Source organism: Butyricicoccus sp., from assembly GCF_050872565.1.
Classification (GTDB): Bacteria; Bacillota; Clostridia; order Oscillospirales; family Butyricicoccaceae; genus Butyricicoccus_A.
Genome location: NZ_JBNMHC010000012.1, coordinates 1 through 16306, shown reverse-complemented (window position 1 = coordinate 16306; position 16306 = coordinate 1). Strand labels below are relative to the sequence as shown.

Genomic DNA, 16306 nt, shown 5'->3' with positions numbered 1-16306 from the left:
GATGACACTCCACCACCTGACAAAGACGAAGTGGAGCAAAAATGGCAGGACATCAGCCAAAAAACACAGACGTCTATGGAAACCATCCAGCGCGACATCAACTTGATGGCAGGAAATTTGCGGCAGCAACTGCAAATCGAAAACCGCCAGCGATATGATTATCGTTCGTTTTTGCGCAAGTTTGCTGTAACGCGTGAAGAAGTCCGCGTTGATCCAGACAGCTTTGATTACGGCTTTTACAACTACAGTATGCAGCTGTATCCCAACATGCCGATGCTGGAAGAATTGGAATATCGGGAATCCAAGAAAATCCGCGATTTTGTCATTGCGATTGACACTTCCGGTTCGTGCAGCGGCGAACTCGTCAAACATTTTCTCGAAGAAACTGTTACGATTTTATTGGACAGCAACAGCTTTTTCCGTTCCGTCAACGTGCATATCATCCAATGCGATGCAGGCATTCAATCCGACATCAAGATTACGGATACCGAGCATTTCCATGATATGCTGCAGCACTTTGACGTCAGCGGCAACGGCGATACCGATTTTCGTCCTGTGTTTGATTATATTGAGCAGCTACAACAACGAGGCGAGCTATTGCAGCTGCAAGGTCTGCTGTTTTTTACCGACGGCGTGGGCGTGTATCCGAAAAAACGCCCGCCATATGACGTAGCCTTTCTCTTTTTTGACAACACCTATGCCGAACGTCTCGTTCCGCCATGGGCAATGAAACTGATTTTAAGTGAATCCGACCTGACAAGAAGGTAATGTATTATGAACATTTTGCGAGCAAAGCAAGAAATTATTCGTACCGTAAAAGCGTACTTGGCAAAAGACGAAGATGGACAGTATCTGATTCCCGCAATGCATCAGCGTCCGATTTTGCTGATGGGACCTCCGGGCATCGGCAAAACGGCGATTATGGAGCAGGCTGCCAGCGAATGCGGTATCAGCTTGGTATCATATACGATTACGCATCATACCCGCCAAAGTGCGATTGGTCTTCCCTATCTGACCAAACGCAAGTATGGCGGCAAAGAGATGACCATCACCGAATACACGATGAGTGAAATCATCGCTTCGGTTTACGATAAAATCGAAGAAACCGGTCTGCAAGAGGGTATTCTATTCATTGATGAAATCAACTGTGTATCCGAAACACTGGCACCGACCATGCTGCAATTCTTGCAGCGAAAATCATTTGGCAGTCATCAAGTTCCATCCGGCTGGGTCATCGTTGCCGCAGGCAACCCGCCGGAATACAACAAGTCTGTCCGCGATTTTGATGTGGTAACTCTTGACCGACTCAAGCGCATTGATGTGCAGGAAGATTACGCGGTCTGGAAGCAATATGCGTATCGCAGACAAATGCATCCTGCGATTCTGTCCTATCTGGACATCAAAAAGCAGCATTTTTATACTTTTGAGACAACGGTAGACGGACAAGCCTTTGTCACTGCCCGCGGCTGGGAAGATCTCTCGCAGTTTCTTCTGACCTGCGAGAAGCTAGAACTGCCGATAGACGAATCTGTTATCCTTGAATATATTCAGCACCCAAACATTGCGCGGGATTTTGCCGCTTATTATGATTTATTCAAAAAATATCAGTCGGATTATCATGTAGAAGAAATTCTCGCAGGCAAGCTGCCAGCATCCGCGGTCGAACGTCTGAAGAGTGCTCCGTTTGATGAACGATTGAGTGTCATCGGTCTGCTGATCGGAAAATTGACCGGTGCATTTTCTGCATCGTATTATTGGGACATGCAAATCACGACGGTATTTGAAAGTTTGAAATCTGTCAAGCGGCGCTTAGAGCAGGATGACTTGGTACAGCTTCTCTTGCAGGAAGCCAATCGCCAGCGAGAAACCCTTGCCTCCCGCCAAAAGGCTTCCGCTGTCGATCGTCAGGAAGTCTCTGCCATTTTGAAAGCCGCGCAAACGTTAGAGTCTGACGCCAACTTACTGCGCACAGAATCCGTTCGCTCCAACGAAGACGGTTTTGCCAAAATCTCTGAGCGATTCCAGCAGGCAGTCGCAGAGATGGACGCGCAAACCGAGCAGGCTTCTTCCATGCTGGAGAATGCCTTTGCTTTTCTGACTACAACCTTCGGAAAAAGCCAAGAGATGGTCGTTTTTGTCACGGAGCTGAACACCAATTTCTTCTGCACCTGGTTCATCGGTCAAAATGGCAGCGAAGCATACACACGCTGCAACAAAGAATTGATGATTGGCAAGCAAAAGCAGGAACTGCTCGGAGACATCAAAAAGATTCACAGTTTCTTGACCGTATTGGAATGAGTAAGGAGAAATACCATGGTATCGTATATCTGGCCGCTTGCCATCATTGTTCTATCCAATATTTTCTATCAGGTCTGTGCTAAGGGCATTCCCAGTTCTATGGATCCGTTTGCTTCCATGACAATTACCTATTTTGTCGGAACGATTTGCTCTGCCATTTTATATTTTGTCGTCAGCCGAAATGGCAATTTATTGGCAGAATACGGAAAAACCAACTGGGCACCGGCTCTATTGGGTCTGTGCATCGTCGGTCTGGAAGTTGGATTTATTTATGCATACAAGGTCGGCTGGTCCGTGAGTACCCTAACTATTGTGCAAAGTGCCTTTGTAGCCGGTGCACTGCTTTTCGTCGGTTGGCTGCTGTATCACGAAGCGATCAGCCTGAGCAAGGTTATCGGCATTGTCATCTGTTTGATCGGCTTGTATTTCATCAACAAGTAAACAAAAAACGGGCAGCAAATCGCTGTCCGTTTTTATCTTCATGGAACAATATGGCAAATCAGTATCGCAACGACAATACCTACCACGATACCCGCAAGAATTTCCGGTATCGTATGTCCCATTTTTTCTTCCAGTTCCTGTTCCATAACCGGCTGTTTGCTTTCTTCCAAATCACGGCGACGCAGCTGATTGAGCGCTTTCGCCTCTTTTCCGGTCTCCAAACGAACGCCGACTGCATCATACATGACGATAATGGCAAAAAATAATGCCATCGGAAACTCAAACCCGCCTGTTCCATAGACAATTGCTGTCGCCGTTGTCAGACCAATCACCGTTGCCGAATGCGCACTTGGCATTCCACCTCCGCCGGACAGGCGTTTGAGTGTAAACGTCCCCTTTATTATATCAATCAAAATTTTCGATCCCTGCGCGACAAACCATGCCGCAATCGCAGAAATCAAAACTTTATTTGACACTAATCCGATCACATATTCCATGTCACGTTTCTTCTCCTTTGTTCTTTTTTGTCCATTGGAGAGTATAGCATATCTTTCTAGTATTTTCCACGAAAAACGACAAAATCAACTTTTTCTTAGCACATACAATTGCACGAACACGCAAAATATGCTATGGTTTATAGGAAATACTTTGATACAAAAAAGGAGTGGAACATATGCCGCACCGTTATTTTACAACCGAAATTGCCGATGGAACCGCCTTTCTGCGCGGAAAAGATGCCCATCATTTGTCCCGTGTCATGCGGGCAAAAATCGGTGAAACCGTCATCTTGTGCGATGGAAATGCCGTTGAATATACCGCGCATATTACCGGATTCTCGGAAGATGCTGTCGAATTTTCCGTAGAAGAGGGATACCCAAGCACAGCAGAGCCGAATATCGACATCACGCTGTACGCCGGATACCCCAAACAGGATAAATTGGAAGAAATCATTCAGCACGGCGTCGAATTGGGCTGCACTCGCTTTATCCCATTTTTCAGCCGATACTGCGTTGCCGCTCCCAAAAAAGAAGAACAAAAAAATACCCGCTACAACCGCATTGCCGCTGAGGCTGCCAAGCAATGCGGCAGAGGTATCTTGCCGCAGGTATGTATGCCGCTGAAAAACTTTGCTGCCGTTTGCGCCGACTGGGCACAGTATGATCTCGTTCTGTTTTTCTACGAATGCGGCGGAACATCCCTGCGTTCTCTGCTGGAAGAACTGCCGAAAACACACACCGGCGAGCGTCAAAAAATCGCGATTGTAACCGGTTCAGAAGGCGGATTTGCTGCCGAAGAAGCACAGGCCGCCGCACAGGCAGGGGCAAAAACAGTCGGCTTAGGACCGCGCATTCTCCGCTGTGAGACAGCACCGCTGGCCGCTCTCTCTGCCGTCATGACGCTGACAGGAAATCTGGAATGATGCTGCATGGATAACATTCTCATTGCCATCAATGCCGTTGTTCCGTTCCTGTGCTATATCTCGTTTGGATACTTGGTGCGCATAGCCGGTATCGTTGATGAGCCATTTATGCGCCGACTGAATCAGATGGTATTCCGCGTTTTCTTCCCTGTCATGATGTTTTACAACCTGTATCATCATGCAGCACAGGTTGCACCGGATAAGCAATTGATTTTTGTCAGTGTCATCAGCGTTCTGCTAACGATCTTGCTCGCTTTTTTGACTGTTCCGCGCATTGTCACGGAAAACGCCAAGCGCGGTGTCATCATTCAGGCGATCTATCGGAGCAATTTTGTCTTGTTTGCTTTGCCGCTGTCGACCAATATCTTTGGTGATCGAGGTGCCGCTATCGCCTCCGCCATGATTGCGATTATTATTCCGATATACAATATCTTCGCGATTATTATCTTGGAATATTTTCGCGGAGATGATATTCATATCCTGCCGCTTCTCAAGCGTGTTTTGTCCAATCCCATGATTTTCGGTGCGCTTGTCGGACTTGTGTTTCTTGTACTTGGCATTCATCTGCCTACTTGTCTTGAAACGCCGGTATCACAGTTTTCTGACTTGACAACGCCGCTCGCACTATTTATTTTGGGCAGTACGCTGCGGTTTTCTTCTATGCTGGATCACGCGAAGTATCTGATTCCAACGCTTATCATTAAGTTACTGCTGCTTCCCGCCTGCATGTTGTGTGTAACGATGGTATTGGATTTTGAACCGGTCAGCCGATTTGTCTATCTGACCATGTTCGCCACACCGGTTGCAGCTGCTTCCTATCCAATGGCTGCCAATATGGGCGGCGACGGTGCACTCGCCGGAGAATTGGTCGTGGCAAGCACCGCTTTTTCTGTCATCACGCTGTTTTCCTGGATTTTTATTTTGAAAAGCTGCGGATTGATTTGAATTATTTCTTTCGCAGAACAATCTGAATAAAGTTTAAATACTTTCCGCCGCCGGCTTCCATCGACTTTCGATCGCCGACGGCGTATTCATTTTCCTGCTTGACAGCCTACCCTAAAATCGATCAATTAGATTGGCGAGTTGATACTGGCGTTGTAGATGAGAATCGACGCGTGCTTATGGAATACACAAATAATTCCGATTACACGATTGTTGAACTTGATTTAACATTTACACAAAAATCTGGCGTGACCGAGGAACAACGACAGGAGGAACTAGATCGCACTAAAGAATTATTGTCGTTAAGCGACGATGACGTATCTGAAGTTAAGGATTCACCGTTAAGCGCGTATGTTAACTCGGTTGTATTGACCCGTCCTGGTGACACATCCACTAAGCAACCGTGCTACTATTACGGTGGAATATTCTACATGCAGGATATAAGTTTCTATAACCTTCTTACGCCAGATATTGCCATTATAAAATATATAGATGACGATATGATTCACACAGTCTCTTATGACTTCAAATCTAAGAACTATACGGAAGATACGGACACAACACCAGCTAAACAAACCTCAAACAATGCGTTGCTTGAGAACGTACCTATGATTTCATCTGATTATGTTGAAGTAGATGACTATGATACCAGCGTTAGTGTTACATCATACGGAATAACATCGAGTGATTATAGACAATACATCAAGGAACTTGAGGGTATCGGTTACGAACTCGATGATGAATATTTCAACACCAAATGCTATATAGACCATTCTACACAAAAACAGGTAGAACTCACATACGATTCTACAGCACAAAGTGTAGAGTGCTCTGTCGAACAAGCACAATAAAGTAACCCTCCGTTTCTGTTGAGTTAATTTTTCTTCAGATTCGGAGGGTTTTCTTTGCCATTTTTATATGGGATAATCAAACGATCGTTTACTTGTCAAGTCTTTCTTTATTCTATCCTGCTATCCCACGTTTTCTTCAACAGCAGAATCTTTTTCTCGGCAAATGAGCTGTGGCTCTACCTTCATTCTCGTCACCGATGTATGGCCGCCGTCTATACGATCCAGCAACAGCAGCAGCGCATATCGTGCCGCTTCTGCAAAGCCTTCCTCGGTATCGCACAACACCTCATCTACAGTATCATTAGCAGAATTTCGATTGACCGCCACGACATTTCGATACTGTTCTCTCAGTGCGTTCATTCTTCGTCTGCTGCATGTTCCGACAACAAGCAGTCCATCTAGCTGATTTCGGTCTATTTCTGCCAAGAATTCCGGTCGATACCAAATTTGAGACAACACGCAGCCTCTGTGGCGAATTTCTCTTTCCAAAAAGATCACTAGTTCCTGAAAAAATGGTTCCACTCCTTCTTGGCCCTGTGTGACCAAAATGCCAAGACATCGCAGCTTTGGCGGCGTAACAGTTCCTTTTTTCAGATTTCTTGCCGCTTCATTCGGAACATAGTGCAGCTGCCGAGCAGCTTGTAAAATGGCTGTCCGCATTTCTTCCGATGAACAATGATAATTTGGGTTATTCAGCACGCGTGAAACGGTTGCCGGAGATACACCAGCAATCCGCGCAATGTGTTTGATTGACATAGCACTCTCCATCCGCAGTATACTTGAAATATCAGTTTTCCTATCGTTTTACTATTATATCGTTGTTTTGCACCGCTGTCCAGAGTTTTTGCGCAAAAAAGCAACAGTTTTTGCCGATTTCTCAACAAAAACTGTTGCTTTTTTCATTTTTCTATCGCCTGTCCAATGGCATTGGCCTGTTCTACCGGATGCAGTTCACCGGTTTTGACATCGTAAATATAACCGTAAATCGGCAGTCGCTTGGAAATCAACGGATGATTGCGAATATACGTGACATCATCTGTCACACTTTGCTCCAGATTTTGAATCGGCTGGAAGTTGATATACTGTCCAGCACGGCTGCCACCCTCTTTGATCGGATTATACCAGCCATGCTCTCCGTGCTTTGCGGTCTGCAAGCTTTCCTCTAACAAATCACAGAGAATCTCATTGGTAAAATTCATCATGCCGCAGTCTGTGTGCTGAATGACGAAAATCGCCTGTGCACCTTGGAATTTATGCGCCACAACAAGCGAACGAATGGTTTCCTCGTTGGCTCTGCCGCCGGCATTTCTAATGACATATGACTTGCTTTGCTCCAATCCTGGAAAATTCTTCGGATCAAGCCGCATATCCATACAGGTGACAATGACAATTTTCTCTCCCGGTTTTGTAAGACTCATTCTCAAGCACCTCGTTTCTTGTTGTATCTATGATAATATGAGATATTTGCTTTGTCAAGAAAATGGTTGTATAATAGGTGCATGAAAAAATCTTAGAAAGTACAGGTATTTCATATGACAAAAAAAGGATTGATTCTGGAAGGCGGCGCAATGCGCGGACTGTTCACCGCTGGTGTCATGGATGTTTTGATGGAAAACCACGTGACGTTTGACGGTGCAATCGGCGTCTCCGCCGGTGCCGTATTCGGCTGTAATTACAAGTCCCAGCAAATTGGCCGCGTTTTGCGCTACAACACCAAATTTTGTAAAGATCCTCGATACGCCAGCTTTCGTTCTCTGCTGAAAACCGGCGATTTATATGGTGCAGAGTTCTGTTACCATGAAATTCCAAACAAATTAGACCTGTTCGACACAGACACATATGAAAAAAATCCAATGGAGTTTTACGTGGTTTGCACCGATTTGAAAACCGGCAAGCCGGTTTATCACAGCTGTCCGACCGGAAGAGACTCTGATATTACTTGGATGCGTGCTTCTGCTTCCATGCCGATGGTGTCTCGGATTGTAGAAGTCGATGGCTATCAGCTGTTGGACGGCGGTATTTCCGATTCCATTCCGATTCGTAAATTTCAGGAGCTGGGATACAACAAAAATGTTATTGTTTTGACCCAACCTTTGGACTATATCAAGCACAAAAACAAGATGCTTCCTCTGCTGCGCATTGCCCTGCGCAACTATCCGGAAGTGATTCATGCCCTAGAAGTGCGGCACGACATGTACAATCAAACCACGGCTTATGTCCGTCTGCTCGAACAGCAGGGCGATGTCTGTGTCATCCGTCCGGAAGCACCGCTTAACATTAAGCAGGTAGAGCATGACCCGGCGGAACTCAAGCGCGTCTATGATCTCGGCAGAAAAGCCGGTGAAGCAAAACTCGCGGAAGTACAAGCATTCTTGGCTTAGCTTCTATTTCAGAGAGCGTTTTTCCACTTGGAGAAATGCTTTCTTTTTTGTCAAAAGCGCAGAATTCTATGACTTTTTCTCGGTTTTGAAGCCGGATGTGCATCATGCTCTTTTGAGTATCCCAGCAAAACCTGCATCACTGCATAATACCCATGCGGAATGTTCCATTGCCGCAAAATATCCTGTCCATATGGATCGGCAAATGCTGTCCATCCCTGTCCAATATAGCAAGAGCCAATCCCCAATTCATCTGCGACTAACATCATATTTTCAGCCGCAACCGCACAATCATCCACAGAAAACAAAAAATTTTTTGGCGCAAACAGCGTGATAACCGTCGGTGCATCATAAAATGCGTTGGTAATTGTTGGGTCATCGGCAATGCTCGGCTGTTCTTTGGATACATAGCTTGTTTCTGTCGCCATATGCGGATGAGAATTAGCACGTTTGATTTTTCCCAGTCGTTCATTGACCGATTGATTTTGACACACGGCAAAAATTACGCCTTGTCTCCCGCCTGCGCTCGGCGCATATAGTCCCGCTTGCAAAATATCTTGTAATGCATCTTCTGCGATTTGCTCTTGCTCAAACCGCCTGATGCTTCTCCGATGCAGAATTGTTTTCAACACATCACTCAAAATCCTTCAATCTCCTTCCAGCACTGCGGATCAGCCGCGTAAAAATCTCCGGTCTTACTGCTTGCCACTGCGGGACATCCTCGGCAATAAGCAAGCAGCTCACACTTGGCACATTTCTTGAACTGCGTATATTCTCGATACGTCTCCATAGAACCAGACCAAAGTGCAGATAGCCGGTCTGTCAGTACATTACCCACGCGGCTGTTCTGCACGCGCCGACAAGCATAGACATCTCCATTCGGAAGAATCGTCAAATGACAGTTTCCGCAGTTGCATCCGCCGTAAATCATGCCCGTTTTAGCCAAATCCGGTATATGAAATTCTCCTGTTTCGTATTCATACAGCGTCCACAAGTGATCTTTTTTATTGAAATATGTTTTACATCCAGCCGCCTGATATTGTTTCATTTTTTTATCACAATCTTCTAACAACTTGCGGTATCGCATCGGCTCTATGTTGCTGTCCTTTTCTTGGCTGGTAGGACAATATCGTGCAAACGCATAGACATTGGCTCCCGCTTCAACAACAGTATCCATGATAGCAGGAATTTCTTCTATATTTTTGCCGGAAACTGTTGTCATCACAACGGAACGAATTCCCGCACGATTGATGCAAGCAATTTTCTCCAGTGTTGTCTCAAAGCTGCCCGGTTTACGAAACCAGTCGTGTGTATCTTTTAATCCATCAATAGAAAGCTGATATTTTTCACAGCCATATGTTTTCAGCTTTTGACAAACGGTATCCGTCAAATGAAATGGATTGCCCAAAATCGTAAATGGAATGTCATGCTGCTTGCATAGCGCTAGCAGCTTCCAAAAATCCGGATGCAAAATTGGATCTCCACCGGTAATATAAAAATATGGCAGACGATGATACACACGGCAAAAATCTAAGCAATTATCAAATGTCTTTTTTATTTGCTCCCAAGACATTGCATCCAGTGTTTTATCACAGTGTTCGGAAAAAATATAACAGTGTTTGCATCGCTGATCGCAGTCGTCTGTAATATGCCATTGAAAAGAAAAATATTGTTTCATATGTTCTCCTATTGTGAAATTGTTTAGAAAATACGCCCCAGAACAAACTGAGGCGTATTTTGCTATTTACTTGTCTCCTGCGCCGCAGGCAGAGCCGCAAGCTGTCGGCTTTTTCTGTTCATCACCTGCTCCGCACGCTGTACCGCAAGCCGTGCTTACTGCTGTTTCTGTTTTCTGATTCCATGCGAATAAATTGGAAAGTGCCATTGTTTTTTCTCCTTTTTGTTATATCATAGAATTTATAACAAGATTAAGACATCTTATTATACATATAAAATGCAATTTTCCACTGTCCATCGACCTTGTGAACAACCCACAATTCTCGATTGACTTCTTGTGCAGAGCTATTGTCTGCCTTTACCGTTGCTGTGCCGTCTGAAGTAGAACGAACGAATCCATAGTCGCCGTCCAAAACGACTTCATCAATGGAAAATTGAAGATCCAATGCAACCGAGCTGCAAATCGCTTCATAATTTTCTTTTACTGCGTCTTCTCCGCGATATGTCGCGCCTTCCGGCGGCATAACAACGCCATCCTCCGCAAAGGCATCAGTAATCGCATCTGCATCTCCTGCCGCCAAGGCATCTCGGTACGTCGCTGCAATCAATGTTTTGACCTGTTCTTCATCCTGCGCCGTGCTGCCGCTTGTTGTATTTTCTGCGATTTCTGTGTGATCCGCTGGAGTCAAAACATCCATTTTGTTGTACATATATCGGGCAATCTTCCAATCTCCATCTGTTTTTTCTAAAACAAATAGCTCTCTGTTCTGCTCCGGCGCAGTCTCTCCGGTTGCTTTAACCGTTGCTGTACCGTCTGATGTAGATTGTACAACAGCGTATGTATCTCCAATTACCATATTGGCCAGTGTAAAGTCCAAATTCAGATCGACATTGCTAAAAATCCCCGCATACGTATCTGCCAACTGTTCTCCAATTGCAGTCGGAGAACCCGGTCCCATAACAACGCCATCAGACGTATAATTCTTAACCACTTCGTTGGGATCGGATTTTGCCAACGCCGTGCGGTATGCAGTCAGTCGCGCGCGAATTGCTGCTTCATCCTTAGAAGTATCTGCTGTTTTCTCTGTATCAGCAGCTGCTACCGCCGCACTTCCGGCAGACCCTTCTGTTGATGCAGAATTGGTATTCTGTGTGCCGCAGGCAGCCAGCAGCGATACCGTCATCGCAGCGGATAACAAAATAGCAAGTTTTCTTTTCTTCATAATAGCCTCCTATTGTATGTGTCCTTGTTCTGACAAGGATGATTATACCTGTCCTCCGTGATCCAAACAAGTACGCACTTTTCTATTACTCGGTCACCTTTTTATAACCTTGTAATTTTACCAGCGATTCAGTATAATAATAGAAAAGGAGGCGTTATCGTGGTAACAAAAAAGGAAATGCCAGCTTGTCCGGTGGCAACAACAGTTTCTCTTATCGGAAGCAAATGGAAATTGCTGATTTTGCGCAATTTACTCGCTCGCCCTTGGCGATTCAATGAATTAAAAAAAGATCTCCATGGTATCAGCCAAAAGGTTCTAACAGATAGCCTCCGCTCTATGGAGACAGACGGGATTATCACTCGGACTGTCTATCCCGAGGTTCCACCCAAGGTAGTATATTCTCTCAGTGAGCTTGGCGAATCGATGCGCCCGATTATCAAAGCAATGGAAACATGGGGTATCTCCTATAAACAGCAATTACATGAACAAAAAAGCGTATGATCTCATTGAGACCATACGCTTTTCTCATAGGTAATAAATATTTTATCTCTGTACTTTTCGTAGGAAAGCCTGTGTGCGCGGATTCTGCGGATTGTCAATGACATCTGCCGGTGCACCCTCTTCTACAATATATCCGTCTGCCATAAAGATAACGCGGTCGGATACAGCGCGGGCAAAGTCAATCTCATGCGTTACAATGACCATCGTCATTTTCTTTTCTGCCAGCTGACGCAGAATTTTCAGAACTTCTGTTGTCAGCTCTGGGTCAAGTGCAGAAGTCGGCTCATCAAAGAACAGCATCTGTGGATGCATGGCCAGCGCACGCGCAATGGCAACGCGCTGCTGCTGACCGCCGGAAAGCTGACAGGGATAAGCATCTGCCTTATCTGCCAAGCCGACATCTTCCAGCAATTTTTTTGCTTCTTCCAGCATTTCATTTTTATCGCGCTTCTGCACATGAACCGGTGCATCAATCAGATTCTTCATGACAGAATAATGCGGGAATAAATTGAAGTTCTGAAATACCAAACCGTAAAATTCTTTGATTTTCGCGAGCTGCTCTTTTCCGGCATAGGTACCGTCTTTTACTGCCGCCGTGCCGCCATAAATCAAATCTCCGCCGTTCATGGTTTCCAGCATTGTGGCACAGCGAAGCAGTGTCGATTTACCAGAACCAGACGGACCGATAATGGAGACAACTTCGCCTTCTTCTACACTCATCGAAATATCCTTTAAAACTTCCAGTTCCCCGAAATATTTTTTCAAGTGATTGATTTCCAGCAGTTTCATCGTATCGTTTCCTCCTTTACTGGTAATAAGCGAGCTTGCGTTCCAAACGCTCCATGACAAATGCAACCACGTAGTTAAATACGTAGTAGAACAGACCGGCAACGAACAGCGGTGCGATAGAAGCATCGGACGCTGCAACCTGCTTTGCCAGCGTAAACATCTCTGCATATGCCAGAACAAACGCCAGAGACGTATCCTTTGTCAATGTAATAATTTCATTGGTAACCGGCGGAAGTACACGCTTTACCATCTGCGGAAAAATAATCTTGCAGAAGGTCTGTGTCTTGGTATATCCCAAAACTTCTGCGGCTTCGTACTGTCCCTTTGGAATGGACTGAATGCCGGAACGATAGATTTCTGCAAAATATGCTGCATAGTTGATAGAAAAACCGACAATAGCAGCCCAGAATCGCCACGTGTTGGAGACATTCATGCCAAACACATAATATGGACCAAAAAATACAACAACCAGCTGCAGCATCAGCGGTGTGCCGCGCAGAACGGAAATGATAAAGCCAAATACCATGGACAGCGGCTTGATTTTAGACATACGTCCAAAACATACCAGCAAGCCGAGCGGCATGGAAAAAATTAACGTCAGGACGAACAGCAGCAGCGAAGAAGAAATACCTGCGCTAATCTCCTGCACAACAGAAATGAAGTATTGCATCGTGTGCCCTCTTTCTTATGATTGAAATAAAAAGCGGCGGAAATTGATTCTCCGCCGCTCTGTTAACAAAACCAAGCGAGTGTTACTGCTTGTTCATGCACCAAGTTTCAGACAGGAAATTGTATGCTCCATTGTCCTTCTCGGACCATTCCTTGACAATCTTTTCCAGAGTGCCGTCTTTTTCCAGTGCATCCAGTGCTGCCTGTACCTGATCGCGCAGGGTGTCATTGCCCTTCTTGAAGCCAACTGCATACTGCTCAGCAGAAATCTCCTGATCCAGAATGGTGTACTTATCTGCGCCACGGTTTGCAATCTCATAATTGGCAACGCCAACGTCCATTGCGATAGCGTTTGCAGCGCCGGATTCCAAGTCCATAAATGCGGTGTTATAGTTGGATACCTGCACCAACTGGCTAACCGTAGATGCGATCTTCTTGCCAACTTCAGTTGCATCATCGCCTTGCAGAGCTGCCAGTGCAGAAGAATCTGCCTGTACATCCAAAATGACACCGGACAGATTGTCAATGCTTGCAATGTTGGAATCCTTCTTAACAACAACTACCTGAGAATTTTTAATGTACGGCTCAGACCAAGTGTAATCATCCTCGCGGCCATTCATGGTAAATCCGTTCCAAATGCAGTCAATGGAACCGCCATTCAATTCCATATCCTTGGAATCCCAGTCAATCGGCTGCTTAACCAGCTTCCAGCCGTAGTAATCGCAAACAGCCTGTGCCAGATCCAAATCAAAGCCTTCATAATCATCGCCGTTCTTATAGCCATACGGCGGGAACTCTGCGTCAAAACCAACGGTCAGCTGCGTGCGATCCTTCGGATCCGTCGATGCCGTCTGAGATGAGCCGCCGCATCCTGCCAGTAAACCAATACACATCACGCCAGCCATCATCATGGCTGCAATTCTTTTCAGTTTCATATTTCTTTCTCCTAAAAGTTCATGATAGGCAAAACGCACTCAAGCGTTGATGCCAAGTACATGTTATATTTTATTCTTTTAGCACGATAAAGTCAATATGTAATTGCGATTTTGCTTTAATATTTTATCAAAATACAGCTCTATAGCAGCAAAGTCTCTCGTTGTGTCAATCATCGCCTTCTAAGAAGATGCTGCGGCAAATGCTCGCGGTCACGGCCATTTGCTCATCATTGGTGATGCTTGCTGTGCCGTCTCCTTTTTGTTCTCCATAGCTGCCAAAATATGCATGATTACCGCCGCTAATGACGGTCTCCACATATTGTGTTGGCAAATTGGATTTGTAATTTTGATATTTTTCGCGATTCATCACGCGATCATTACTGCCATAAATACACAGCGCCTTCAGCTTTGTTCGCCGCAAATCGGTTGTCGAATATCCGCCGAGCAATACCAATCCATCCAGTTCATCGGCATGTCTGGACGCATAAATCGCCGCCATGGCGCCGCCCAAAGAATGTCCGCCGATGTACCACTTCTCAATCTCCGGGAATTTTTCCCGTAAGCCATCCGCTGCTGTGATGTCCAATACCGCAAGATTCAGCGGCATTTTTTCCAGCAGGCAGAGAAATCCTTGTTTGGACAGCTCCTGCATGAGCGGCGCATAGGCCGTATACTCGACCTTTCCTCCCGGATAAAAAACGAGTGCCGCTTTGGGCTGTTCCGGTACAAACGCAATGGTTCGGCTGTTGATTTGTTCCACGGTTACTTCCGATTGTTCTAAAACCGCTTGTGCTTCCGCCGTTGCATGGTAATAATCATGAATATATCTGCCCATAGAAATCACGCAAATAATAATCAAGCTCAAAACCATCGCATTGATCGGCCAAAGCAATCTTTGTCTTTTACTCATACGATCTATGTTTTCTCCTCTTTGCACACCTCTTGTGATATTCAGAATTAGTTTACCACAGATTGTTCTGGTTTTCCAGAATTACTGCGCTATCGATACATCTTTTCGCAAATATCCAAGTATTTTTCCAACTTCACACAAAAAATATATGTTTTTTGCGAATGACTCGTGCATTTATCACAAAAGTATGGTATGATATAGAAAATCAAGCGCAAAGGAGTTGTTTTTATTATGGAAAACAATCTTTTTACCAATGCCCACATTCTGGCATGGCTTCAGTATTTTTCCGATCAGGCGGATGTTGATTTAGAGCGTGTCAAAATTCTGGATATTACCCGAAAGAATAAGAATCTCATTCCAACGGTAGAGTCGCATCGTTCTACCCTCGTATTTACCGAGGCAGGTCATCCAGACATCTTCTACCGCATGTTCAACGCCGGTCTGGGCGAATGTACAGTCATCTACAATGAAGGCAGTGAGCCATCCGGTCCGATCAAGCAGAATAAGGTCTATGACATGATGGATCGCGGCATCAACGCCTCTGCCGGTATGCTGATTCTCAATCCAAATGCGCGCAGCACGTTCCGTTTCGGCATGAGCAATCAGTCCTTTGCTTACGGCTCTGTCCGTTACGTTGGCGCAGAGATTCGTGCTGTTCTTCTGAGTAAGATGCAGATTGATGTACAGAAGAATATCTGTGTCATTTCTGGCGAGTCTATCGCTGTAGAGGCAGCCAATCTCGCAGCAGAGGGCACCGTCATTGCGGTTGAGTACAACAAGCATGACAGAAAGACGCTGGAGGACAACGTCAGCCAGTTTGGTCTGAACAATGTTGCCATTGTCGATCATGTCGATGCCGAGACCTTCAAAGATCTGCCGGTTCCTGATGTGACGATGCTTGTTGCATCCGCCAGCATGGAGCAGGAAATGGCATGTCTGCTCAAGCTCAATCCAAACATGGAATTTGTCATCTATACTTTGGACTTTGGCGTTGCTGCCAGCATGTCCGACCTGTGCAAGAAGATGGGCATCATTGACGTAGAGATCATTCAGATTGCCGTTTCTCATCTCAATCACAAGCACAACTTTGAAACCCAGCCTGCGCCGTGGATCATTTCCGGCAAGGCAAATGGAGAGGGCTAATTTATTTTTATCAAAAAATCAGGCAGAGCACGGTGATTGCATCCACCATGCTCTGCCTTTTTATTATGCCTGTTCGAGCAGACGCTGCGCATCGGCGTGCGCCTGTTCAAAACTGCGAAAATGTACGGT

20 protein-coding genes are annotated in these 16306 nt (G+C 45.5%); 9 read left to right on the top strand and 11 right to left on the bottom strand.

The features are described from left to right. From ACR0P9_RS01510 to ACR0P9_RS01500, 3 genes are all read left to right on the top strand, one after another. A partial coding sequence (locus tag ACR0P9_RS01510) for a vWA domain-containing protein (RefSeq protein ID WP_432617083.1) occupies positions 1-768 on the top strand: 768 nt, incomplete at its 5' end. 6 nt (positions 769-774) lie between these two features. Continuing rightward, the gene (locus ACR0P9_RS01505; protein WP_432617082.1) at positions 775-2298 is read left to right on the top strand and encodes an AAA family ATPase; all 1524 of its coding nucleotides are present in this window, start codon (positions 775-777) and stop codon (positions 2296-2298) included. 15 nt (positions 2299-2313) lie between these two features. Beyond that, positions 2314-2739, top strand: a complete 426-nt coding sequence (locus ACR0P9_RS01500) for an EamA family transporter (RefSeq protein WP_432617081.1) — start codon at positions 2314-2316, stop codon at positions 2737-2739. Between the two features lie 38 nt (positions 2740-2777). Here ACR0P9_RS01500 and ACR0P9_RS01495 read toward each other — a convergent pair whose 3' ends face one another. Next, the gene (locus tag ACR0P9_RS01495; RefSeq protein WP_432617080.1) at positions 2778-3236 is read right to left on the bottom strand and encodes a divergent PAP2 family protein; all 459 of its coding nucleotides are present in this window, start codon (positions 3234-3236) and stop codon (positions 2778-2780) included. A 176-nt stretch (positions 3237-3412) separates the two neighbouring features. On the opposite strand from ACR0P9_RS01495, the gene ACR0P9_RS01490 reads away from it, so the two are divergent. From ACR0P9_RS01490 to ACR0P9_RS01480, 3 genes are all read left to right on the top strand, one after another. Continuing rightward, positions 3413-4159 (top strand): RsmE family RNA methyltransferase, encoded by a 747-nt coding sequence (locus ACR0P9_RS01490; protein ID WP_432617079.1) that lies wholly within the window; start codon positions 3413-3415, stop codon positions 4157-4159. Positions 4160-4165: 6 nt separating this feature from the next. Then, on the top strand, positions 4166-5104 hold the full coding sequence (locus ACR0P9_RS01485) for an AEC family transporter (RefSeq protein WP_432617078.1): 939 nt from the start codon (positions 4166-4168) through the stop codon (positions 5102-5104). Between the two features lie 170 nt (positions 5105-5274). Further along, complete coding sequence (locus tag ACR0P9_RS01480; RefSeq protein WP_432617077.1) at positions 5275-5952, top strand: hypothetical protein; 678 nt, start codon at positions 5275-5277, stop codon at positions 5950-5952. Between the two features lie 120 nt (positions 5953-6072). Here the strand turns inward: ACR0P9_RS01480 and ACR0P9_RS01475 are convergent, their stop codons facing one another. Both ACR0P9_RS01475 and ACR0P9_RS01470 read right to left on the bottom strand, forming a co-directional pair. Further along, positions 6073-6708: a LacI family DNA-binding transcriptional regulator gene (locus ACR0P9_RS01475; protein ID WP_432617076.1), complete on the bottom strand. Its 636-nt coding sequence runs from the start codon at positions 6706-6708 to the stop codon at positions 6073-6075. 143 nt (positions 6709-6851) lie between these two features. Next, positions 6852-7370, bottom strand: a complete 519-nt coding sequence (locus ACR0P9_RS01470) for a beta-class carbonic anhydrase (RefSeq protein WP_432617075.1) — start codon at positions 7368-7370, stop codon at positions 6852-6854. Positions 7371-7484: 114 nt separating this feature from the next. Between ACR0P9_RS01470 and ACR0P9_RS01465 the strand changes: the two genes are divergently transcribed. Next, entirely contained in the window at positions 7485-8333 is an 849-nt protein-coding gene (locus ACR0P9_RS01465; protein WP_432617074.1) for a patatin-like phospholipase family protein, read from the top strand. A 50-nt stretch (positions 8334-8383) separates the two neighbouring features. Here the strand turns inward: ACR0P9_RS01465 and ACR0P9_RS01460 are convergent, their stop codons facing one another. The 4 genes from ACR0P9_RS01460 to ACR0P9_RS01445 form a co-directional block, all read right to left on the bottom strand. After that, positions 8384-8962, bottom strand: coding sequence for a nitroreductase family protein (locus ACR0P9_RS01460; RefSeq protein WP_432617084.1), 579 nt, complete (start codon positions 8960-8962; stop codon positions 8384-8386). 5 nt (positions 8963-8967) lie between these two features. Then, positions 8968-10008 (bottom strand): radical SAM/SPASM domain protein, ACGX system, encoded by a 1041-nt coding sequence (gene acgM, locus ACR0P9_RS01455; RefSeq protein ID WP_432617073.1) that lies wholly within the window; start codon positions 10006-10008, stop codon positions 8968-8970. 66 nt (positions 10009-10074) lie between these two features. Further along, on the bottom strand, positions 10075-10215 hold the full coding sequence (gene acgA / locus ACR0P9_RS01450) for an ACGX-repeat peptide (protein WP_432617072.1): 141 nt from the start codon (positions 10213-10215) through the stop codon (positions 10075-10077). Between the two features lie 43 nt (positions 10216-10258). Continuing rightward, positions 10259-11230, bottom strand: a complete 972-nt coding sequence (locus ACR0P9_RS01445; protein WP_432617071.1) for a YybH family protein — start codon at positions 11228-11230, stop codon at positions 10259-10261. 159 nt (positions 11231-11389) lie between these two features. Here ACR0P9_RS01445 and ACR0P9_RS01440 point away from each other — a divergent pair, with 159 nt between their 5' ends. Beyond that, positions 11390-11731, top strand: coding sequence for a winged helix-turn-helix transcriptional regulator (locus tag ACR0P9_RS01440; protein ID WP_432617070.1), 342 nt, complete (start codon positions 11390-11392; stop codon positions 11729-11731). A 42-nt stretch (positions 11732-11773) separates the two neighbouring features. Here the strand turns inward: ACR0P9_RS01440 and ACR0P9_RS01435 are convergent, their stop codons facing one another. The 4 genes from ACR0P9_RS01435 to ACR0P9_RS01420 all read right to left on the bottom strand — a co-directional run bounded on the left by ACR0P9_RS01435 (position 11774) and on the right by ACR0P9_RS01420 (position 15034). Further along, positions 11774-12520, bottom strand: coding sequence for an amino acid ABC transporter ATP-binding protein (locus tag ACR0P9_RS01435; RefSeq protein ID WP_432617069.1), 747 nt, complete (start codon positions 12518-12520; stop codon positions 11774-11776). Between the two features lie 16 nt (positions 12521-12536). Further along, complete coding sequence (locus ACR0P9_RS01430) at positions 12537-13190, bottom strand: amino acid ABC transporter permease (protein ID WP_432617068.1); 654 nt, start codon at positions 13188-13190, stop codon at positions 12537-12539. Between the two features lie 82 nt (positions 13191-13272). Then, on the bottom strand, positions 13273-14124 hold the full coding sequence (locus ACR0P9_RS01425) for an amino acid ABC transporter substrate-binding protein (protein ID WP_432617067.1): 852 nt from the start codon (positions 14122-14124) through the stop codon (positions 13273-13275). Between the two features lie 166 nt (positions 14125-14290). After that, positions 14291-15034: an alpha/beta fold hydrolase gene (locus ACR0P9_RS01420; protein WP_432617066.1), complete on the bottom strand. Its 744-nt coding sequence runs from the start codon at positions 15032-15034 to the stop codon at positions 14291-14293. Positions 15035-15265: 231 nt separating this feature from the next. Here ACR0P9_RS01420 and ACR0P9_RS01415 point away from each other — a divergent pair, with 231 nt between their 5' ends. Beyond that, the gene (locus ACR0P9_RS01415; protein ID WP_432617065.1) at positions 15266-16177 is read left to right on the top strand and encodes a precorrin-6B methylase; all 912 of its coding nucleotides are present in this window, start codon (positions 15266-15268) and stop codon (positions 16175-16177) included. Positions 16178-16306 lie beyond the last annotated feature (129 nt).